This window comes from Nonomuraea sp. NPDC052265, from assembly GCF_044547985.1.
Taxonomy (GTDB): Bacteria; Actinomycetota; Actinomycetes; order Streptosporangiales; family Streptosporangiaceae; genus Nonomuraea.
Window position 1 is genome coordinate 478,425 of the sequence record NZ_JBIUBJ010000004.1, and the last position, 20,169, is coordinate 498,593.

The 20,169-nt window shown below is 73.0% G+C and carries 19 protein-coding genes; 7 read left to right on the top strand and 12 right to left on the bottom strand.

From position 1 onward, the window contains the following. Positions 1 to 6 precede the first annotated feature (6 nt). Genes narI through ACIHAD_RS15825 form a run of 4 tightly spaced genes read right to left on the bottom strand, consistent with a single transcriptional unit; the run spans position 7 to position 6,528 of the window. Positions 7 to 693 (bottom strand): respiratory nitrate reductase subunit gamma, encoded by a 687-nt coding sequence (narI, locus tag ACIHAD_RS15810; RefSeq protein ID WP_397355143.1) that lies wholly within the window; start codon positions 691 to 693, stop codon positions 7 to 9. Then, the gene (gene narJ, locus ACIHAD_RS15815) at positions 690 to 1,352 is read right to left on the bottom strand and encodes a nitrate reductase molybdenum cofactor assembly chaperone (RefSeq protein WP_397355144.1); all 663 of its coding nucleotides are present in this window, start codon (positions 1,350 to 1,352) and stop codon (positions 690 to 692) included. The genes narI and narJ overlap by 4 nt, the downstream gene beginning before the upstream one ends. Next, positions 1,349 to 2,899: a nitrate reductase subunit beta gene (gene narH / locus ACIHAD_RS15820; protein WP_397355145.1), complete on the bottom strand. Its 1,551-nt coding sequence runs from the start codon at positions 2,897 to 2,899 to the stop codon at positions 1,349 to 1,351. The genes narJ and narH overlap by 4 nt, the downstream gene beginning before the upstream one ends. Beyond that, on the bottom strand, positions 2,899 to 6,528 hold the full coding sequence (locus ACIHAD_RS15825) for a nitrate reductase subunit alpha (RefSeq protein ID WP_397355381.1): 3,630 nt from the start codon (positions 6,526 to 6,528) through the stop codon (positions 2,899 to 2,901). Before ACIHAD_RS15825 ends, narH begins: the two co-directional genes overlap by 1 nt. Positions 6,529 to 6,716: 188 nt before the next feature. On the opposite strand from ACIHAD_RS15825, the gene ACIHAD_RS15830 reads away from it, so the two are divergent. Both ACIHAD_RS15830 and ACIHAD_RS15835 read left to right on the top strand, forming a co-directional pair. Further along, positions 6,717 to 7,358: a response regulator gene (locus tag ACIHAD_RS15830; RefSeq protein ID WP_397355146.1), complete on the top strand. Its 642-nt coding sequence runs from the start codon at positions 6,717 to 6,719 to the stop codon at positions 7,356 to 7,358. A gap of 66 nt (positions 7,359 to 7,424) precedes the next feature. After that, entirely contained in the window at positions 7,425 to 7,844 is a 420-nt protein-coding gene (locus ACIHAD_RS15835) for a pyridoxamine 5'-phosphate oxidase family protein (protein ID WP_397355147.1), read from the top strand. 56 nt (positions 7,845 to 7,900) lie between these two features. Here the strand turns inward: ACIHAD_RS15835 and ACIHAD_RS15840 are convergent, their stop codons facing one another. The 5 genes from ACIHAD_RS15840 to ACIHAD_RS15860 all read right to left on the bottom strand — a co-directional run bounded on the left by ACIHAD_RS15840 (position 7,901) and on the right by ACIHAD_RS15860 (position 12,957). Next, positions 7,901 to 9,124, bottom strand: coding sequence for an MFS transporter (locus ACIHAD_RS15840; protein ID WP_397355148.1), 1,224 nt, complete (start codon positions 9,122 to 9,124; stop codon positions 7,901 to 7,903). 157 nt (positions 9,125 to 9,281) lie between these two features. Continuing rightward, complete coding sequence (locus ACIHAD_RS15845) at positions 9,282 to 10,952, bottom strand: GAF domain-containing protein (RefSeq protein WP_397355149.1); 1,671 nt, start codon at positions 10,950 to 10,952, stop codon at positions 9,282 to 9,284. 94 nt (positions 10,953 to 11,046) lie between these two features. Further along, positions 11,047 to 11,703 carry a CBS domain-containing protein gene (locus ACIHAD_RS15850; RefSeq protein WP_397355150.1) on the bottom strand — a complete coding sequence of 219 codons (657 nt, stop codon included), beginning with the start codon at positions 11,701 to 11,703 and terminating at the stop codon, positions 11,047 to 11,049. Positions 11,704 to 11,824: 121 nt separating this feature from the next. Next, positions 11,825 to 12,226: a nuclear transport factor 2 family protein gene (locus ACIHAD_RS15855; protein WP_397355151.1), complete on the bottom strand. Its 402-nt coding sequence runs from the start codon at positions 12,224 to 12,226 to the stop codon at positions 11,825 to 11,827. A 209-nt stretch (positions 12,227 to 12,435) separates the two neighbouring features. Further along, complete coding sequence (locus ACIHAD_RS15860; protein ID WP_397355152.1) at positions 12,436 to 12,957, bottom strand: carboxymuconolactone decarboxylase family protein; 522 nt, start codon at positions 12,955 to 12,957, stop codon at positions 12,436 to 12,438. A 98-nt stretch (positions 12,958 to 13,055) separates the two neighbouring features. Here ACIHAD_RS15860 and ACIHAD_RS15865 point away from each other — a divergent pair, with 98 nt between their 5' ends. The 4 genes from ACIHAD_RS15865 (at position 13,056) to ACIHAD_RS15880 (ending at position 15,715) form a co-directional block, all read left to right on the top strand. Further along, positions 13,056 to 13,670 (top strand): DUF4142 domain-containing protein, encoded by a 615-nt coding sequence (locus ACIHAD_RS15865; RefSeq protein ID WP_397355153.1) that lies wholly within the window; start codon positions 13,056 to 13,058, stop codon positions 13,668 to 13,670. Positions 13,671 to 13,707: 37 nt separating this feature from the next. Then, on the top strand, positions 13,708 to 14,163 hold the full coding sequence (locus tag ACIHAD_RS15870; protein ID WP_397355154.1) for a hypothetical protein: 456 nt from the start codon (positions 13,708 to 13,710) through the stop codon (positions 14,161 to 14,163). A gap of 10 nt (positions 14,164 to 14,173) precedes the next feature. Continuing rightward, the gene (locus ACIHAD_RS15875; RefSeq protein ID WP_397355155.1) at positions 14,174 to 14,860 is read left to right on the top strand and encodes a hypothetical protein; all 687 of its coding nucleotides are present in this window, start codon (positions 14,174 to 14,176) and stop codon (positions 14,858 to 14,860) included. A 162-nt stretch (positions 14,861 to 15,022) separates the two neighbouring features. After that, entirely contained in the window at positions 15,023 to 15,715 is a 693-nt protein-coding gene (locus ACIHAD_RS15880; RefSeq protein WP_397355156.1) for a copper resistance protein CopC, read from the top strand. Positions 15,716 to 15,732: 17 nt separating this feature from the next. Here ACIHAD_RS15880 and ACIHAD_RS15885 read toward each other — a convergent pair whose 3' ends face one another. From ACIHAD_RS15885 to ACIHAD_RS15895, 3 genes are all read right to left on the bottom strand, one after another. After that, complete coding sequence (locus tag ACIHAD_RS15885) at positions 15,733 to 16,980, bottom strand: MFS transporter (protein WP_397355157.1); 1,248 nt, start codon at positions 16,978 to 16,980, stop codon at positions 15,733 to 15,735. Further along, positions 16,977 to 18,068: a PLP-dependent cysteine synthase family protein gene (locus tag ACIHAD_RS15890; RefSeq protein WP_397355158.1), complete on the bottom strand. Its 1,092-nt coding sequence runs from the start codon at positions 18,066 to 18,068 to the stop codon at positions 16,977 to 16,979. Before ACIHAD_RS15890 ends, ACIHAD_RS15885 begins: the two co-directional genes overlap by 4 nt. 92 nt (positions 18,069 to 18,160) lie before the next feature. Then, complete coding sequence (locus tag ACIHAD_RS15895; RefSeq protein WP_397355159.1) at positions 18,161 to 18,619, bottom strand: hypothetical protein; 459 nt, start codon at positions 18,617 to 18,619, stop codon at positions 18,161 to 18,163. Between the two features lie 249 nt (positions 18,620 to 18,868). Between ACIHAD_RS15895 and ACIHAD_RS15900 the strand changes: the two genes are divergently transcribed. Beyond that, positions 18,869 to 20,131, top strand: coding sequence for an aminotransferase class V-fold PLP-dependent enzyme (locus ACIHAD_RS15900; protein ID WP_397355160.1), 1,263 nt, complete (start codon positions 18,869 to 18,871; stop codon positions 20,129 to 20,131). Positions 20,132 to 20,169: the final 38 nt, after the last annotated feature.

The following is a 20,169-nucleotide window of genomic DNA, read 5'->3' on the forward strand; positions in this document are numbered from 1 at the left end:
CGCCGGTCAGCGCGAGCGGACGGGCACCCGCCGCCGGTAGACGACGTAGGGCCGCCACAGGTACGCCACCGGCGCCGACCACACGTGCACCAGCCGGGTGAACGGCCAGATCGCGGCCAGCAGCCAGGCCGACATCGCGTGCAGCTGGAACAGCGGCGGCACGCCGTCCATCAGACGCGGGTCGGGACGGAAGGTCAGGACGCCCCGGAACCAGACCGCGATCGTGGCGCGGTAGTCGTAGCCGCCGCCGAGCAGGTTGCTGCCCACGGTCGCGGCCATGCCGAGCACGACCACCACGGCCAGCACGGTGAACAGCACCTTGTCCGCGCGGGTGGTGGTACGCCGCACCCGGGGGCTGGTGAGGCGGCGGGCCAGCAGCAGCGACAGGCCCGCGACGACCATGACCCCGGCCACGGTCCCGGCGCTCACCGACACCAGGTGGTAGAGGTGCTCGTCCACGCCCACCGCCTCGGGCCAGCTCTTGGGGACGAGCAGGCCCAGCACGTGACCGCCGATGGCCGCGAAGGCGCCGAGGTGGAACAGCGGCGAGCCGAGCCGCAGCAGCCGGCTCTCCAGCACCTGCGTGGTACGGGTGGTCCAGCCGAACTGGTCCACCCGCCAGCGCCACACGTGCCCGGCGACGAAGATCGTCAAAGCGACATAGGGGACGATCGCCCACAGCACGACGCTCACGGCCGTACCTCACTCTCGTTCAGCGGCGGGCCGTACGGGGCCAGGCCGACCTCCTCGGCGGGCGGGCCGGCCAGGGCGAGGTCGGCCACCGCGGCCCGTTCGGCCTCCGACATGCCGGGCAGCACCGCGCACAGGGCGTCCAGCACCAGCGCGTACGGCGAGCCGGTCTCGTGCAGGGCGGTGCGGATGAGCTCCAGCCCCTTGCGGTGCTGGCGCAGCGGCGCCTCCCCCACGTCCGGCCCGGCCAGGGCGGCGAACTCGCACACCACCGGCAGGAAGTCGGGCAGCTCCCCCTCGGGCGGGGTGAGCCCGGCCACGCGGTAGCGCTGCTTGAGCGTCAGCAGGGCCATGCCGCGGCGGCGGGTGTCGCCGTGCAGGTAGTAGGTGAGGTAGAGGCTGGACCGGCGGCGCAGGTCGAACGTCTCGACGTAGTGGCGGGCCAGCGGCATCGGCTGCCGGTCGCCGAACCACCACAGGAACTGCTCAAGCGCCTGACGCGGATGCCCGTCGGGCAGCGCGGCGACGGCACCGCGCAGCTCGGGGCGAGCGGCCAGCAGCCCGGCGTCCGGGTACTGCAGCAACAACGAGACCAGCCGGAGCAGCGCGGCGCGGTCCTGCGGCCGTTCGACGACGGTGTCGGGGGCGGGGGACAGTCTCATGACGCCGGTCCCTTCCCGGTGAACAGCTTCAGGCCCAGGCGTCCGTCGCCGCGGCGGCCGGTCACGCCGGTCGGGTGGAACTCGCTCATCCCGGGACCGCCGTCGCCGTCCAGGCTGCATCCGGCGGCCTGGGCCGACAGCGCGGCGGCGTCCTCGCGGTGGGCGGCGGGCACGACGTAGCGGTCGTCGTACTTGGCGACGGCCAGCAGGCGATACATCTCCTCCATGTCCCGTGCCGTCATCCCGGCCGACTCCAGCAGGTCCTCGGCCACGGTGCCGTCGAGGGTGCGGGCCCGCATGTAGCCGCGCATCGCCGACAACTTCATCAGCACCCCGGCCACCACCTCGGTGTCCCCGGCGCTGAACAGCCCGGCCAGGTACTCCAGCGGGATGCGCAGGTCGGTGATGGCGTGGAAGACGTTGTCGGGGTCGTCGGCGTCCGCGCCGGCCCCGGTCACGGCGTCGAGCACCGGCGACAGCGGCGGGATGTAGCAGACCATCGGCAGCGTGCGGTACTCCGGATGCAGCGGCAGCGCCACCCGGTAGCGCATGGCCAGCCGGTAGATCGGCGAGCGCCGCGCGGCCTCGATCCAGTCCTCGCTGATCCCGGACGCGCGCGCGGCGGCGGCCACCTCGGGGTCGTCGGGGTCGAGGAACACCTTGCGCTGGGCCTCCAGCAGGTCACGCGGGTCGGGTACGCGGGCGGCGGCCAGCACGGCGTCGGCGTCGTACAGGACGAGGCCGATGTAGCGCAGCCGGCCCACGCAGGTCTCGGCGCACACGGTCGGCTGTCCCGCCTCGATCCGGGGGAAGCAGAACGTGCACTTCTCGGCCTTGCCGGTCTTGTGGTTGACGTACACCTTCTTGTACGGGCACGACGAGACGCACATGCGCCAGCCCCGGCAGCGGTCCTGGTCCACCAGGACGATGCCGTCCTCCTCCCGCTTGTACATCGCGCCGGAGGGGCAGGCGGCCACGCACGCCGGGTTGAGGCAGTGCTCGCAGATGCGCGGCAGGTGGAACATGAAGGTCTGGTCGAACTCCATGCGCACCTTCTCGGCCATGGCCGCGAGGTTGGGGTCGCCGTGGGCGTGCTCGGGGGCGCCGCCGAGGTCGTCCTCCCAGTTCGCGCCCCACGTGATGGCCATGTCCTTGCCGGTGATGGCCGACTTGGGACGGATGACCGGCACGTGCGGCCCGGCGGGGGCGTTGAGCAGGGTGTCGTAGTCGTAGGTGGCCGGCTCGTAGTAGTCGTCCAGGTCCGGCAGGTCGGGGTTGGAGAACAGGTTGAGCAGCCGTCTGACCCGGCCGCCCGCGCGCAGCTTGAGCCGGCCGCGCCCGTCGAGCTGCCAGCCGCCGTGCCAGCGTTCCTGGTCCTCGTAGCGCTTGGGGTAGCCGACGCCGGGCTTGGTCTCGACGTTGTTGAACCAGACGTACTCGACGCCGTCCCGGTTGGTCCAGGTCTGCTTGCAGGTGACGGAGCAGGTGTGGCAGCCGATGCACTTGTCCAGGTTCATCACCATGGCGACCTGTGCCATGACGCGCATCAGTAGATCACCTCCTGGCCGCGGCGGCGGATCACCGTGATCTCGTCACGCTGGTTGCCGGTCGGCCCGTAGTAGTTGAAGGCGTAGGTGAACTGCGCGTACCCGCCGATGAGGTGGCTGGGCTTGAGCAGCAGCCGGGTGAGGGAGTTGTGCACGCCGCCGCGCCGGCCCGACCGCTCGGTGAGCGGGACGTTCACGTTGCGGTCCTTGGCGTGGTACATGTACACGGTCCCGGCCGGCATGCGGTGGGAGACCACCGCCCTGGCCACGACCACGCCGTTGCGGTTGTACGCCTCGATCCAGTCGTTGTCGGCGGCCCCGATCGAGGCGGCGTCCTCGACGCTCATCCAGATCGTGGGCCCGCCCCGCGACAGGGCCAGCATGTACGCGTTGTCCTGGTACTCGGAGTGGATCGACCACTTCGAGTGCGGCGTCAGGTACCGCACGGTGACCTCGGCCCCCTCCCCGTCGCCCTGGTCGCCGTGGTGGCGGCGCAGGTCGAGCGGCGGCCGGTAGGCGGGAAGCTGCTCGCCCAGCTCGATGATCCAGTCGTGGTCGAGGAAGAACTGCTGCCGCCCGGTCAGGGTGTGCCACGGTTTGTCGCGTTCGACGTTGATGACGAAGGCGGAGTAGCGCCGCCCGCCGGTCTCCGAGCCGGACCACTCGGGCGAGGTGATCACCGGTTGCGGCCTGGACCGCGTGTCGGCGAACGTGATGCGCTTGCCCTCGTGCTCGGCGGCCAGGTCGGCGAGCCTGGTCCCGGTGCGCTTCTCCATGGTCTCGAAGCCCTGGGTGGCCAGGCGGCCGTTGGTGGTGCCGGACAGCGTGAGGATGGCCTCGCACATCCGGTCGGCGGTGCTGAGGGAGATGTGGCCCTCGGGGGTCCGGCCGTTCTGCTCGCGCAGGTACTCCAGCTCGGGGCCCACCTGGTACGTGATCCCCTTGGTGGTCAGGCCCAGATCGGCGAACAGCGGCCCGATCCCGCGGACGCGCTCGGCGACCGCGCCGTAGTCGCGCTCGACCGTGACGATCCTGGGCATCGTCCGGCCCGGGACGGGCTCGCACTCGCCGTGCTTCCAGTCGCGCACCCGGCCGCCCGGCTGGGCCAGCTCGTCCGGGGTGTCGTGGGTGAGCGGGACGGCCAGCACGTCGGTGCGCCTGCCCAGGTGGCGGGCGGCCAGCTCGGAGAAGGCGTCGGCCAGCCCGAGGAAGGCGTCGTGGTCGGACCGGGTCTGCCAGGGCGGGGCGATGGCCGGGTTGAAGGCGTGCACGAACGGATGCATGTCGGTGCTGGACAGGTCGTGCTTCTCGTACCAGGTGGCGGCGGGCAGGACCACGTCGGAGAACAACGCCGTGGACGTCATCCTGAAGTCGATCGTCGTCAGCAGGTCGAGCTTGCCCTCGGCGGCGTTCTCCCGCCAGGTCACCTCGGCCGGGCGCAGCCCCTCGGGCGTCTCCTCGTTGCGGGCCTCGGCGTCGGCGCCGAGCAGGTGGCGCAGGAAGTACTCGTTGCCCTTGCCGGAGGAGCCCAGCAGGTTGGCCCGCCACACGGTCAGCACCCGCGGGAAGTTGGCCGGGTCGCCCGGGTCCTCGGCGGCGAAGCGCAGCCGGCCCGCCTCCAGCTCCTCCACCACGTGCTCGGCCACCGGAACGCCGCGCTCGGCGGCCTCGTCGGCGAGCTTGAGCGGGTTGCGGTCGAACGTCGGGTGCGAGGGCAGCCAGCCCAGCCGGGCCGCCTGGGCGTTGCAGTCGGCGAACGACCGGCCCGCGAACCTGCCCTCGCCCAGCGGGCTGGCCAGCTCGCCGGCCCCGAAGCTTTCGTAACGCCACTGGTCGGTGGCCAGGTACCAGAACGCGGTACCGGCCATGTGCCGGGTCGGGCGCTGCCAGTCGAAGCCGAAGGCCAGGTGCTGGAAGCCGGTGACCGGGCGGACCTTCTCCTGGCCCACGTAGTGCGCCCAGCCGCCGCCGTTGACGCCCTGGCAGCCGGTCAGCAGCACCAGTGTCAGGAACGAGCGGTAGATCTGGTCGGAGTGGAACCAGTGGTTGGTGCCGGCGCCCATCGCGATCATCGACCGGCCCTCGGTGCGCTCGGCGTTGCGGGCGAACTCGCGGGCGATCCTGGCGATCGTGGCGGCCGGGACCGAGGTGATCTCCTCCGCCCAGGCCGGGGTGTAGGGCCGGGAGGCGTCCTCGTAGCTCGCCGGCCACTCGCCGGGCAGGTCGCGGGCCACGCCGTACTGGGCCATGAGCAGGTCGAACACCGTCGTCACGAGCTTGCCGGCCATCTCGGTCACCGGGACGCCGCGGCGCATGACCGAGCCGCCCTCGGTGGCGCCCTCGTCGAAGCGCGGCAGGTCCACCTCGACCGCGCGTCCGGACCGGCCGAGCAGGGTCAGCGCGGGGACGGCGCCGTCCAGGTCGAGGTTCCAGCGGCCCTCTCCCTCCGCGCCCCAGCGGTGGCCGAGCGAGCCGTTCGGCACCTGCGCCGCGCCGGTCGTCTCGTCCAGGAAGACGGTCTTGAACTCGGCGTTCTCGCTGTCCTGGCCCAGGTCGGCGGCGGTCAGGAAGCGGCGCGGCACGTACGCGTCGCCGCGCGGCTCCAGCGTCACCAGGAACGGCAGGTCGGTGTACTTGCGCACGTAGTCGGTGAAGTACGGGACCTGGCGGTCGCGGAAGAACTCGGTCAGCGTCACGTGGCCCATCGCCATGGCCAGGGCGCCGTCGGTGCCCGGGTGCGGCGCGAGCCAGTCGTCGGCGAACTTGACGTTGTCGGCGTAGTCCGGGCTGACCGCGACGACCTTGGTGCCCTGGTAGCGGGCCTCGGTCATGAAGTGGGCGTCCGGGGTGCGGGTGACCGGGATGTTGGAGCCCCACATGATCAGGTAGCGGGAGTTCCACCAGTCGGCCGCCTCGGGCACGTCGGTCTGGTCGCCCCACACCTGCGGCGAGGCGATCGGCAGGTCGGCGTACCAGTCGTAGAACGACAGCAGCGTGCCGCCGATCATCGACAGGAAGCGGGTGCCGGCCGCGAAGGAGGCCATCGACATCGCCGGGATCGGCGAGAAACCCACCACCCGGTCCGGGCCGTGGTCCTTGATGGTGTGCACGTGGGCGGCGGCCATGAGCTCAAGGACCTCCTCCCAGCTCGACCGGACGAACCCGCCCTTGCCGCGGGCCCGCTTGTAGGCCCGCGCGCGCTCCGGGTCGCCGGTCAGCTCCGCCCACGCCAGCACGGGGTCGCCCAGCCTGGCCTTGGCCTCGCGCCACATCTCCAGCAGCACCCCGCGCACGTACGGGTAGCGCACCCGCGAGGGAGAGTAGGTGTACCAGGAGAAGGAGGCGCCACGGGGACAGCCGCGCGGCTCGTACTCGGGCGACTCCGGGCCGACCGACGGGTAGTCGGTGGCCTGGTGCTCCCAGGTGATCAGGCCGTCCTTGACGAACACCTGCCAGGAGCACGAGCCCGTGCAGTTCACGCCGTGCGTCGAGCGCACCACCTTGTCGTGCGCCCACCGGTCCCGGTAGAAGCGGTCCCAGGCGCCGGGATCGACCTGGTGCAAGGTGCGGCCGTCGGCCGACACCTCCGCCCTGGTGAAGAACTTCCTGGCGGCCAGCAACGGCCCCATGCCCGGGATCGCGTCTATGTCGCTCACAACTTTTCCCCTGCCACAACGGTCATGGCTCCAGGCTGGTGGGTGGGCGCCCGCTCCCGTCAGGGACCAAAGTCCCTCCGTAGGGGCCCGATGGGCCCACGACCGGCGCCTGGGACTTTGGTCCCTACTTCCGGGTGACGGCAGGCGGTAGCGTCGGAGGCATGATTCGTGTGTTCCTTCTCGACGATCACGAGGTCGTGCGGCGCGGCGTGGCCGCCCTGCTCGACTCCGAGGACGACATCGAGGTGATCGGCGAGGCCGGGACCGCCGAGTCGGCGATCGCCCGCATCCAGGCCCTGAAGCCGGACGTCGCGGTGCTCGACGTGCGCCTGCCCGACGGCAACGGCGTCGACGTGTGCCGCGAGGTGCGCTCGAAGCTGCCGGGGCTGGCCTGCCTCATGCTGACCTCGTTCGCCGACGACGACGCCCTGTTCGACGCGGTGATGGCCGGCGCCTCGGGCTACGTGCTCAAGCAGATCCACGGCTCGGACCTGGTCGGCGCGGTGCGCACGGTGGCCTCCGGGCAGTCGCTGCTCGACCCCCAGACCACCGCCGCCATGTTGCAGCGGCTGCGCGACCAGGCGGTCCGGCAGGACCCGCTGGCGGCGCTGTCGGAGCAGGAGCGGCACATCCTCGACCTGATCGGCGAGGGCCTGACCAACCGGCAGATCGGCGAGCGCATGTTCCTGGCCGAGAAGACGGTCAAGAACTACGTGTCCAACCTGCTGGCCAAGCTCAACATGCAGCGCCGCACGCAGGTGGCCGCGTTGTCGGCGCGGTTGCGGGCCGACCGGCGCGACTGAGCGGCCCCCTGTGATGGGACTTTCGCCTCTGACACCGGGAATGGTCCTGGTGGGAGGCTGAGAAGCATGCAACTCGATTCGTCCGGGCTCCAGGTGCTCTCCCGTGAGGAGTGCCTGCGCCTGTTGTCGTCCACGCCGATCGGGCGGATCGTCTTCACCGATCGCGCCCTGCCGGCCGTGCAGCCGGTCAACTTCTGCCTCGACGGCGAGAGCGTCGTCATCCGCACCTCGATCGGGTCGAAGCTGGCCGCGGCCACCCGGCACGCCGTGGTGGCGTTCGAGGCCGACGAGTTCGACCCGGCGATGCGCACCGGCTGGTCGGTGACGGCGGTCGGGCACGCGCGGGCGGTGACCGATCCCGCCGAGACGGCCCGGCTGGCCGCGCTGCCCCTGTTCCCATGGGCTCCGGGCAGCCGCGACCACTACATCGTGGTGGACGCCGAGCAGGTGTCCGGCCGCCGCATCGCGGAGGAACGTACCGTTTAGTCGCCTTCGTGCGGGGCCCGGCCGGTGGCCGGGCCCCGCCTTTTCCGCGGGTGGGGTCAGCGCGAGCCGACCGGCCCGGCCACCCGGCGGGCGGCCAGCGCGCGGACCGCGGTCACCGTCAGGGCCAGGGTGAGCACGGCGGTGGCCGCCAGCAGGGCCAGGCCGAGGCCGTACGAGCCGAGCCGGCCGTACAGGAACCCCATCACCAGCGGCGGGACGAACCCGCCGAGCCCGCCGGCGGCGCCGACCAGTCCGGTGACCGTGCCGACCTTGTCGGCAGGGGCGACCTGCGCGACGAGGGCGAAGGTGGCGCCGCTGCCGGCGCCGAGCGCGGCGGCCATGGTCAGGAACGCGACCGTGCCGACCGGCATGAGGCCGGGGGTGAGCGCCTGCACGCCCGCCGTGACGGCGGTGACGACGAACACGCCGGTCAGGACGGGCACCGGGCCGACGCGGTCCGACAACCAGCCGCCGATCGGCCGCGCCAGCACGGCCAGGACGACGAACCCGGCCATCCGGTTGGCGGCGTCGGCCTGCTCCAGCCTATAGCCGGTCTGCAGGTAGGCGGGCAGGTAGACCGAGAAGGCGACGTAACCGCCGAAGGCGACCGCGTACAGCACGCACGCCTGCCAGGTGATCGGCAGCCGGAGCGCGGCGGCCATGCGCGCCCGGACCGGCTGGGTGGCGACGGTGCGGCCGGGCGCGTCCCGCAGCACCAGCCACGCCACGACCGCGTACGCGGCCAGCACGACGGCGGTGATGAGGAACGGCACGGCGGCCCCTCCGGCGCGGACCAGGGGGACGGTGGTCAGCGCGCTGATCGCGGTGCCGCCCATCCCGGCGCCGAAGATCCCGACCGCCAGGCCACGCCGGTGCGGCGGGAACCAGGCGTTGACGAACGGCACCCCGACGGCGAACACGGTGCCGCCGATGCCCAGGAAGAACCCGCCGATCAGCAGCGAGACCATCGACGTCTGCCCGAACAGGCCGATGAACAGGACGGGCACGATGGTCGCCGCCGAGACCAGCGGGAACATCACCCGCCCGCCGAACCTGTCGGTGAGCGCGCCGACCGGGATGCGACCCAGCGACCCCACGATCACCGGGACGGCCACCAGCAGCGCCTGCTGCCCGGCCGACAGCCCGAGCAGTTCCTTGAAACGCGGACCGAGCGGGCTGAGCAGGGCCCAGGCCCAGAAGTTCACCGCGAAGCCCAGGGTCGCCAGGGTGAGCATCAACGCTGGGCTGCGGCCAGGGGTGGTGGCCGGTGCGTTCGTCATGTCTTCCTCACGTGGTTCATGCGGAGGTGGGGCGGCCGGAGGCGGCCGCGATCACCTGGCTGTGCCGTCCCATCACAGCTCAGCGGGCATGACGTGAGGTATGGACGAAGGTCCCGACCTGGCGGGACTTAGGACGCGCGAGGGGCTGGGGTGGCCGTCACAGCGGGACGTGCCAGCGCAGGCGGGTGCCGCCGTCCTGCGGCGTCTCCAGCTCGGCGGCCCCGCCGAGGTCGGCGGCCCGTTCCTCGATGTTGCGCAGGCCGCTGCGGCGCCCGCCCTCGCCCACGCCGACGCCGTTGTCGCCGACGACGAGGGTGAGCCGGCCGCCGGCCACCTCGACGGAGACCTCGGCCCGGGTGGCGTGGGAGTGGCGTACCACGTTGGACAGCGCCTCGCGCAGGACGGCCAGCAGGTGCCCGGCCACCGGGTCGGGGACCAGGGTGTCGATCTGGCCCTCCATGCGCAGGCCCGGCATGAACCCCAGGTGCGCGCCGGCCCCCTCCACCAGGTCGACGATCCGCGTGCGCAGGCTCGGCGCGGTGTCCTCGCGCGGCGCCTGGAGGGCGAAGATGGACGAGCGGATCTGCCGGATCGTCTCGTCCAGCTCGTCGATGGCGTGCTGGAGCCGCTTGCCCGCCTCCGGCCGCTCGACCAGCCGTACGGTGCTCATCAGCGTCATCGCCGTCGCGAACAGCCGCTGGATGACCACGTCGTGCAGGTCCTTGGCGATGCGGTCGCGGTCCTCCAGCAGGCCGAGCCGTTCGGCGTCGCGGCGGGCCTCGGCCAGCTCCAGCGCGATCGCGGCCTGCCCCGCGAACGACTCCAGCATCTGCTGGTCGGCCCCGCTGAACGGCAGCCGCCCGCCGCACTTGGCCAGCATGAGCACCCCCCGTACGCGGGGCGCGGCGCCCAGCGGGACCATCAGGCCCGGCCCGTAGCCCAGCCGCCGCAGCGGCGAGCCGGGGTAGGGCGCGCCCGGCAGGTCCCGCTCGGACCTGGGCTCGGCGTGCGTGAACACCTCCCCCGCCAGGGTGGCCGAGACGTCGAACGCCATCCCCAGCAGCTCGGCGGCGCCGTCGCCCTCGGCCACGTCGACGGTCAGCGTGTGGCCCGACGGGTCGGGCAGCAGCACCTGGACCAGGTCGGCGTCGCACATCTCGCGGGCCCGCGCCGCCATGGTGGTGAGCACCTCGCGGGAGCCGGCACCGGACAGCAGGCTGGTGGTGATCTCCGAGGACGCCTTCAGCCAGGTCTCGCGCCTGCGCGACTCCTCGTACAGCCGGGCGTTCTCCACGGCGACGCCGGCGGCGGTGGCCAGCGCGACGACGATGGCCTCGTCCTCCTCGTCGAAGTCGCCGCCGCCGCGTTTCTCGGTCAGGTAGAGATTGCCGAAGACCTCGTCGCGCACGCGTACCGGGACGCCGAGGAAGGTGCCCATGGGCGGGTGGCCGGGCGGGAAGCCGTACGACTCGGGGTGGTCGGAGATGCGGCCCAGCCGGAGCGGGCGGGCGTCCTTGATCAGCAGGCCGAGCAGGCCGAGCCCGTGGGGCCAGTGCTCGATCGCGGCGATCTCCTCCTCGCTCAGCCCCACCGGGATGAACTGGACGAGCGTCTGCTCCTCGCCGACCACGCCGAGCGCGCCGTAGCCAGCGTCCACCAGCTTGGTCGCCGTCTCCACGATCCGCCGCAGGACGGTCTCCAGGTCGAGGTCGCTGCCCACGGACACGACGGCTTCCAGCAGCGCGTGCACCCGGTCGCGGGTGGCGAGGACGGCGTTGAGCCTCGTCTGCAGTTCGGCCAGCAGCTCGTCGAGCCGCATCTGGGGCATCAGGCTACGCTGCTCACTTTCCGACATACCGTTCAGTGTCCCAGCATGTGCCCTCGCCGCCGGAATCAGCCCGCCGGGCCGCGGAACGCCGCCTCTACAGCAGCGGCGGGACGGTGAACAGGTCGTCCTGCTCGCAGTCGAGCTCGGTGACGACGTCGACGACGCCCTCCACCGCCCGGACCGCCTCCGCCAGCGCGGCCGCCCGCGACCTGGACGCCACCCGGCCGGCGATCGTGACCACGCCGGCGTCGATCCCGACCGAGAACGTCCCGTCCTGCGGGAGCACGGCCCAGACGTCCGCCTCCAGCTCGGTGGCCGGGCGCGTGAAGACGCGCAGCACGTCGCGCTGGTGCAGGGTGCCGACGACGCGGCCGGTGACCGGGTCGATCACCGGGAGCTGCCTGACCCGGCGGGCGTGCATGATCCTGGCCGCCTCGCGCACCGGCATGCCGGGGGTGACCGTGACCGCCGGCGACGTCATCAGCTCCGCGGCGATGACGGCGGCGGCCTTGCGGTGCTCCTGCCGCCGCGCGCGCGAGTCGAGGACGGAGACGGCGTGCCGGGCGTGGCCGGTCTCCTTGAGCAGCAGATCGTCCTCCGACACCACGCCCACCGGCCGCCGGTCGGCGTCGATCACGGTGACCGCGCCCACCGCGTACCGCTTCATCGCCGCCACGATGTCGGCGAACGACGCGTGCTCCAGCACCGCGATCGCCACGCGTCCCATGACGTCCTTGACCTCGATCGACATGATCGCCACCTCGCTTTCCCTGCCTCCACGGTCCCTTCCGCGGGGCCCGCGGCGGCAGCGGCGAACGTCCCGGAGGCGCAGGGGCTAAGGTCCTGGCCCGGTGGGGACGGTGGGGCGGGGGTCAGTGCAGCGGACCGGCGAAGACCACGATCTCGTCGATGTCGCCGGCGGCGGTGAGGTGGACCATGTCGGTGCCCGACAGGACGGTGGCGCCGTCGGGCCCCTCGAAGCGCCAGCCGAACCGGGCCCACTCGTGCGGCGCGTCGACGGACGTCGTGCGGACCATGCGGCACCCGCCGTCCCGGTAGCCCTGCACCACCTCGGTGACGAAGTCGGCCACCGCGCCCCGGCCGGACCCGCGGCCGAGCGGACCCCAGAACACCACGTCGGCGGTGAGGGCCCGGCTGAGCAGCGCCGAACGGTGGTCGGGGTCGTCGGAGTTGGCCGCGGCGATGAAGGCGTCGACCGCGTCGGCGTGGGCCCGGTGATGCTGCCGGGATGCCGCCGGTTCGCGCACCGTCATGTCGTCCTCCAGCCGTCGCCAGGGGCGTGCGGGGACGGGGGTCCCGGCGCACGCCGATCGCCATGAGCCAGTACATCACGAGCGGCCGCCCCACGAGCGGGTCACCACATGACCGGCCGCCCCGGCTTCCGGCTCACCCCACCGTACCCCGCGGCCCCGGCTCACCGCCGCCTCGCTCGGCACCGCCCGGCGGACCCCGCCGTCCTGATCTACGACTCCTCCGGCTGGTTCCCCACGAGCAGGTTGAACGCGCCGGTCAGCAGGTTGAGCGAGACCAGGCCGACGACCTCGGCGATCACCCGGTCGCTCCAGCCGAGGGCCCGCAACTCCGCCACCTCCTCGTCGGTGATGGACGACGGCTCCACCAGCACGCGTACCGCCACCGCGATCAGGGCGGCCTCACGCGCGTCGGCCGAGGTGCCCTGGCGGGCCAGCGCGACGTCGGCCTCGCTCAGCCCCGCGGCCAGCGCCCCCTCGGTGTGCGCGGCCAGGCACGTGCCGCAGCCGATCCACTCCTGCACGGCCAGGGAGATCTTCTCGCTGAGCGAGCGCGGGAGCTTCACCCGCTTCATCGCCCGGGAGAAGTCCAGGTAACCCTGGAGCAACGCGGGCGAGTGGGCCATCGTGGACACCATGTCCCCCACCCCGCCGTGCCTGGCGGCGAGGTCGTCCAGGATCTGACGGGACTTCTCAGGGGCCTTCTCCGGAGCAAGCGGCGCAAGACGTCTCATGAGTCGGCACTCTATACCCAGAGGGGGTATGTCGGAAATCCCGTCGATCGCTCTCCGATTCGTTGAACCGGACCCGGCGCCCCCGCGTACCTTCCAGCATGCAGAGGCTCTTGCGCGGTGAGATGTTCATGCTCGGCGGCTTCGTCGCGGCGGCCGCGGCGACGATCCTGCTGATCCTGCCCCCCTCGATCGACCCCGCGGACGCCCAACGGACCCGCACACCCTCGGGCCCCCTCTCGGCCGCCGACATCGACCTGCTGATCAAGGTGCGGCAGGCGGGCCTGTGGGAGATGCCCGCGGGCGAGTACGCCGCCACCCGCGCCCAGTCGCAGCGCGTCAAGCAGGTCGGCAAGCAGATCATGGGCGAGCACCAGAAGCTGGACCAGCTGACCCGCGACACCGCCGCCGAACTCGGCGTCGCCCTGCCCGACGAGCCCAACCCCGACCAGCAGCGCTGGCTGGCCCAGCTCGCGGCCGAGAGCGGCCCCGCCTTCGACCAGGACTACGCGAACCTGCTGCGCGCCGCCCACGGCAAGGTCTTCAGCACTCTGGCCCTCGTACGCGCCGGGACCCGGAACGACAAGATCCGCAAGTTCGCCCAGGAAGGCATCAACTTCGTCATGCGCCACATGACGTACCTGGAATCGACCGGCCTGGTCGACCACAACCAACTCCCCGAACCCCCGCCCCCCTCCCCCGTCCCCACCCCCTGACCCTCCGCGATCGACGCTCCGGAGACACACTGACCTCATGTCCACGCCCCCCGAAGCACCCGCCCATCCCTCGCGGCTGACGATCGTCGCGGCCCTGGGCCTGGCCCTGCTGGCAGGGTGCGCGACCGCACCCGTCCCCTTACGACAGGCGGCCCACCACCACGGCGCCGCTCCCGCCCCCGCCCCCGCCGTCGCGCCGAAGCTGTCCGGCGCCGGCATGGAACAGCTCACCACCCTGCTCGGCTGCCCCGGAGGCAAGCTGCAGACGGACGCCGACGAACTACGTCAGGCAGCCTGCGACACTCCCCAGGGCCGCCTGACGATCGTGACCTTCAGCACAGACAAGGGCAAACGAGACTGGCTCGACATCGCCCAGGCGTACGGCGGCGCCTACCTGGTCGGCGACCGCTGGGTGGTCGTGGCCGCGGCCGGCGTACTGGAACAGCTGCGCGGCCGTCTGGGCGGCGAGCTGGAAACCCCGCAGCACCACTGACAGTGACCGCATGTTGCGCAAGGACGCGGATGACGCCCCTGCCCGGCTCTGGCACGATGGCCGGATGCAGGTCGCCCGTCCCGTGGTCCGCGCGCTTCGCGCCGCGGTGTTCACGGCCGTGTGCGTCCTGGCCTCGGCGGCCCTGCACACGCTGGTCGGCGGCACGGCGATCGCGCCCGGCCCGCTCACCCTGGCCGTCGCGGCGACCTTCGCGGCCGCCTACGCCGCCGGTTCCCGCCCCCGGGGATGGCCGCCCCTGCTGGCCATGTGCGTGGCCGCCCAGTACGGCCTCCACGAGCTCTTCGACGCCTCCGAGTCCGCCCGGTACGGCCCGAGCCACCTGCTCGACGCCTCCTTGCCCCCGTCCGCCGGATCGTCCGCCGGATCGTCCGCCGGGGCCCTCGCCCACGGGCACGGCTCCTCGGGGATGGTGGTGATCCACCTGGCGGTGGCGGTCTCGTCGAGCTGGTGGCTGGCCCGCGGGGACGCGGCGCTGGCGGCGTTGCTGCGCTTGAGCACGGTCCGGCTGGCCCGGCTCTGGACCGCGCTGTGCGCCTGGTTGTCCGTCCCGGCTCCGCCGCCGGCCGGGCCCGCCCGCGCGTGCCCGCTCTGGCCCCCCGTGGCGGGGCATGGGGCGCTGCTGCTGGCTCCGGTGCTCTCCCGGCGCGGGCCACCCCGCGAGGCCCCGCACGCCTGACCTCCCAGCCGCCGACGTTCCCGTCGTGCGGCGGGTCCCGCGTGCCTTCCGGCAGGTAGACGACCCAGCCGGCGCCGTCGCGGTACGTCCTCCGTCCCGTCGCGCGCCGGACCGCATGTCCATCCGGCGGTCGAGCCGGATCCAGGATCCTCGGAGTTCGCAGTGACCCATTCCCTTCCTTCCGTACGCCGTCCGTTCCGGGCGGCCTGTCGTGCCGGTGTCGCCGTCGGCGGCGCCGTCCTGCTGCTGTTGGCCACCGCGCCCGCCGCGCTGGCCCATGACCGGCTGAAGAGCAGTTCCCCCGCCGACGGCGCCAAGGTCGCGCGGGTGGAGAGCATCGAGCTGGAGTTCACCTCCCGCATGACCATGCCGACCCTCGTGCTCGACGGCCCGGCGGGCGAGAACCTGCCTCTGGGCAAGCCGCGCGCCCAGGGGGTCACGGTGAAGGCCGAGCCTGACGCGCCGCTGGAGCCCGGCCGGTACCGGCTGGCCTGGCGGGTGGTCTCCTCCGACGGCCACCCGATCGCGGGCGAGCTGCGCTTCACCGTCACCGCCCCGGCCACCCCGGCCGAGGCACCGGCGGAAGCCACCCCGGCCCCGTCGGACAGCCCGTCCGAGACCCCGTCCGAGACCCCGTCCGAGACCCCGTCCGAGACCCCGTCCGAGAACCCGTCCGCGGCCACCACGCAGGCGGCCTCGTCGTCGCCGGTCGCCCAGGCCGAGGCCGGAACGGGTTCGGGCGGCGTGCCCGGCTGGTTGTGGGTGGCCGCGGCGGCGCTGGTGGCGGGCGGAGCCGCGACCGTCGTGGCCGGCCGCCGCAGGCGCGGCTCCGGGGACACCGGCCCCACGTCCTGACCGGGCTGAGGGCGCGTCTAGGTGGCCAGGGCCGCAGACACGCGCGGCCGGAGGGCCTGGCGGTGTTCCAGGCGTGCCACCGCCAGGGCCGAGGCCAGCCCCGCGAACGTCAGCGACAACCAGGGCAGGCCCGCCCAGCCCGCGTCGGCGGCGACGTCCAGCAGGGCGCCCGACAGCAGGTTCCCGGCGAGGATCCCGGCGCCTGAGGCCAGGTTGTACAGGCCGTAGTAGGTGCCGACCAGCTCCTCGCCCGCCATGTCTGCGATGGTGGCCATCTCGAACGGGAAGGCCACCAGCGTCCCCGCGCCGAGCAGCAGCGCGCACAGCACCGCGGCCGCCAGCGTCGCCGCCGGCGGCAGGCGGAGCTGCGCCGTCGCGACCATGGGCAGGAAGGCCGCCCCCATGAGGGCCAGCCCGCGGGTGATCGCCTGGCCGCGGCTCCACCGTTCGCCGCACCAGGCGGTCAGGCGTACCTGTCCGGCGATGCCGAGCAGCGCCGACACCGCGTACAGGGCGGTCACCGCCCACTGGCCGCCGCCGGCCCGCTGCACCGCCAGCGGCAGTGCGAGGTACAGCTGGTACGACAGCGCGTACGAAGCGATCATCGACACCGAGAACGAGACGAACGCCCGGTCCCCGAACGCCTGCCGCCAGGCCCGCAGCACCGGCTGCCGCACCTGACCCGGCTCCCGGGGCCGCGACGGCAGGTAGAACCCCTGCAGAACGGTCAGGACGGCGAAGATCCCCGCCGCCCCCAGGCACACCGCGGTGAACCCGCCCGCCAGCAGGAGCACCCCGAGCAGCGGCCCGAGCAGGATGCCGCCCTGGTAGAACACGTTGAACACGGCGAAGGCGGCCACCTTGCGCGGCCCGGCCGCGGCGGCCAGGTACGCGCGGGCTGCCGGGTTGAACAGCGCCCCCGCCAGCCCCGTGATCACCGCGGCCGCCACCAGCAGCGGCAGGGACGTGGTGAGCCCGAACAGCGCGAACCCCACGGTACGCAGGGCGCACCCCGCCATGATCATGGGTTTGTGCCCCAGCCGGTCGGCCAGCGTGCCGCCGATCAGGAACATGCCCTGCTGGCTGGCGTTGCGCAGGCCGAGGATGAGCCCGATCGTCCAGGCCGCGAGCCCCGCGCCGGCCGACAGGTGCTGGGCGAGGTAGGGCATCAGCATGTAGAAGCCGATGTTGATGCCCGCCTGGTTGATCTGCAGCAGCCGGATCGGCCGGTCGAAGGAGCGGAACTGCGCCAGCGTGGCCTTCACCGTGCGCCTGCCAGCGGGTCGCTGACGGCCGCGCAGCGGGTCCAGCGGCGCACCTCGCGCTCGGAGGGGCGCTCCAGCTCGTCGGGCTCGTCGGCCGGGGTCACGCCGAGCAGGTCGTGGGCGCGGCAGTAGCCGTCGTCGAAGACGGTGTTCCAGTAGCGCCAGGGCCCGTCGGGGAAGACGGCGACGACGCAGCCGCCCGGCCCGGCGCGTCCGGCCAGCCAGCGGGCCACCAGGCTGACGGCTCCCGTGCTCCAGCCGCCGGAGACGTAGTGCTGGGCGGCCAGGGTGCGGCAGGCCCACACCGCCTCGGCGGCGCTCACCCAGTGGACCTCGTCGAAGGCGTCGTAGGCGACGTTGCCGGGATGGATGCTGGAGCCCAGGCCGCGCATCAGGCGACGGCGGTCGGGCTGGCCGAAGATGGTCGAGCCGACGGTGTCCACGCCGACCAGCCGCAGCCGGGGCAGGTGGCGGCGGAGCTCGCGGCTGATGCCCGCGCTGTGCCCGCCGGTGCCGACGGAGCAGACCAGCGTGTCGATGTGCGGGAGCTGGGACAACAGCTCGCCGGCCAGCCCGGCGTAGGCGGCCACGTTGTCGGGGTTGTTGTACTGGTCGGGGCAGTAGGAGCCGGGCAGCTCGGCCAGCAGCTCCTCGACCCGGTCGCGGCGGGCCCGCTGCCAGCCGCCGGCGGGATGCGGCTCGGGCACGATCTCCAGCCGTACGCCGTAGGAGACCAGCAGCCGCTGCATGAGCGGTTCCATGCCGGGGTCGGCGACCAGGACGACCGGGTGGCCGAAGGTGATCCCGGCCAGGGCCAGCCCGAGGCCGAGGGTGCCGCTGGTGGACTCGACGATCGTCGCGCCGGGGGCCAGCTCGCCCCGGGCGCGGGCCTGGCGGACCATGTGCAGGGCGGGGCGGTCCTTGATGCCGCCCGGGTTGAAGCCCTCCAGCTTGGCCCAGAAGCCGCCGCCGTCCGCGACGAACGGCGCGGCGACGAACGCCAGTGGTGTGTTTCCGACGGTGACACAAATACCCGAATTTCCAATGGCGGGCAGAATGTCAGGGCGCGACAAAGTGTCGTACGACATTGGTTGATATCCCCGAGACGAACGGCGCACGCGCGGCACGAAAACCGCGTCGACGGCGCGATGGAAATGGACGGCGACGAAAGGCGCGCGTCCTATATGCGCATCACGCGGAGATATGCCGGACCCGACGCGGACTCCCGCGGAGCGGCCCGCGGCACCGCCCGTACGGGCACCGCCACGACGGCCGCGGGCACGGCGGCGAGCGAGGGGACGGCCGCCACGGCCGGCCCCGAGGCTGCGGTCGCCGAGCACTCCCGCTCGGTGCCGTGCAGGTGGCCCAGGGGCAGCTCGCCGTGGAGGCACCCGGCGTCCTGCACCGGCATCCGCCCGGACAGCCGTCTGACGTGCCGGTGCACGTCGAGGTGTGCGCCCTGGAGGGCCGGCGCGGGGCCGCCCTGGGCCCGCTCGGACAGCTCGACGGCCGCGCACGCGCCGCCGTGCGCGAACACGACGGTGATCAGCATGGCCAGGGCCAGCACCGCGGACGTCAGCCACCGGCCGGCCCCCGGGGCGGGCGGGCGGCGTGCGTGAGCTGACCTGATCGTGAGCATCACCGCAGATCATGCCCGCCACGCGGCGCGGCTCGCCGGGAAAAGGCCAAGGTTGACGTAAAGAAATCCCCGGCGCACGGGAATCGGCGCCGCGAATTACCTCCGGCACCCACGATCTTCCTTATCGGCATTTCCTTCGGATGACGGGCACAACGGCGAGCCGTCCCCGCCGCACGGCGACATCTCCGCGACACTGGCATTCGCCGGCGCGGCCCCGATTCCGCGCCGCCCGACCTTGGAGGGTGTGTCATGGCCCTGTCCAGACGCGCGGTCATCGCCGGGGTCGGCGCGCTGGCCGCGCTCCCGGCCGCCGCCGCCGACGCCTCGGGGCCGGCCCGCGACGAACGCTTCTGGGCGGGGGTGGCCGGGCAGTTCCGGGTCAGCGGCGACTTCGTCAACCTGGAGAACGGCTACTACGGGGTCATGCCCGAGCCGGTCCGGCGCGCCTACCACCGCAACGTCGACGAGCTCAACGCCCGCAACTCCCACCTGCTGCGCACGGCGTACAAGGCCAGGTCGGACGAGGTGCGCGACCGGATCGCCGAGCTGCTGGACGTCACCCGTGAGGAGATCGCGCTCACCCGGGGCGGCACCGAGGCGCTGCAGAACCTCATCTCCGGCTACCGGCGGCTGCGGCCGGGCGACGCCGTGCTCTACGCCGACCTGGACTATCCCGCCGCCCAGCACACCATGAACTGGCTGGCCGGGCGGCGTGAGGCCACGGTCGCCCGGTTCGTGCTGCCCGAGCCCGCCACCCGGCAGGCGGCGCTGGAGGCGTACGAGCGGGCGCTGCGCGCCAACCCCAGGGCCCGGCTGCTCCTGCTGTCGCACATGAACAACCGCACGGGCCTGGTCCTGCCGGTACGCGAGATCGTCGCCATGGCCCGCGAGCGCGGCGTGGACGTCGTCGTGGACGCCGCCCACTCCTGGGGGCAGCTCGACTTCACCCTGCCCGGCCTCGGCGCCGACTTCGCCGCGTTCTCGCTGCACAAGTGGATCGGCGCGCCGCTCGGCACCGGGTTCCTCTACATCCGCCGGGAACGGCTGGCCGACATCGAGCCCGTCTTCGCCGACGAGAGCTACCCGGCCGGCGACATCCGCTCGCGGGTGCACTCGGGCACCATGGACGTCGCGGCGCCGCTCACCGTCCCCGACGCCCTGGACTTCCACCAGCGGCTCGGCGCCCCCGCCAAGCAGGCCCGGCTGCGGCATCTGCGCGACCGCTGGGTGAGCCAGGTCCGCGACCTGCCCGGCATGCAGATCCTCACCCCGGACGAACCCGGCATGTACGGCGCGATCACCGCCTTCCGCATCGCCGGCCGCACCTCCACCGCCGACAACGAGGCCATCGCCGCCACCCTGCTGGACACCTACGGCCTCTACACGGTCGCCCGGACGGGCATGGCCGGCGGCGACGCCGTCCGCGTCACCCCGGCCCTGTACACCTCGTCGGCGCAGGTGGACCGGCTGGCGGCGGCGCTGAAGAAGCTGACCCCGCGACTGCGGGCCTGAGCCCGCTTGACAGATCACCGACATGTCCGGCTAAGTTT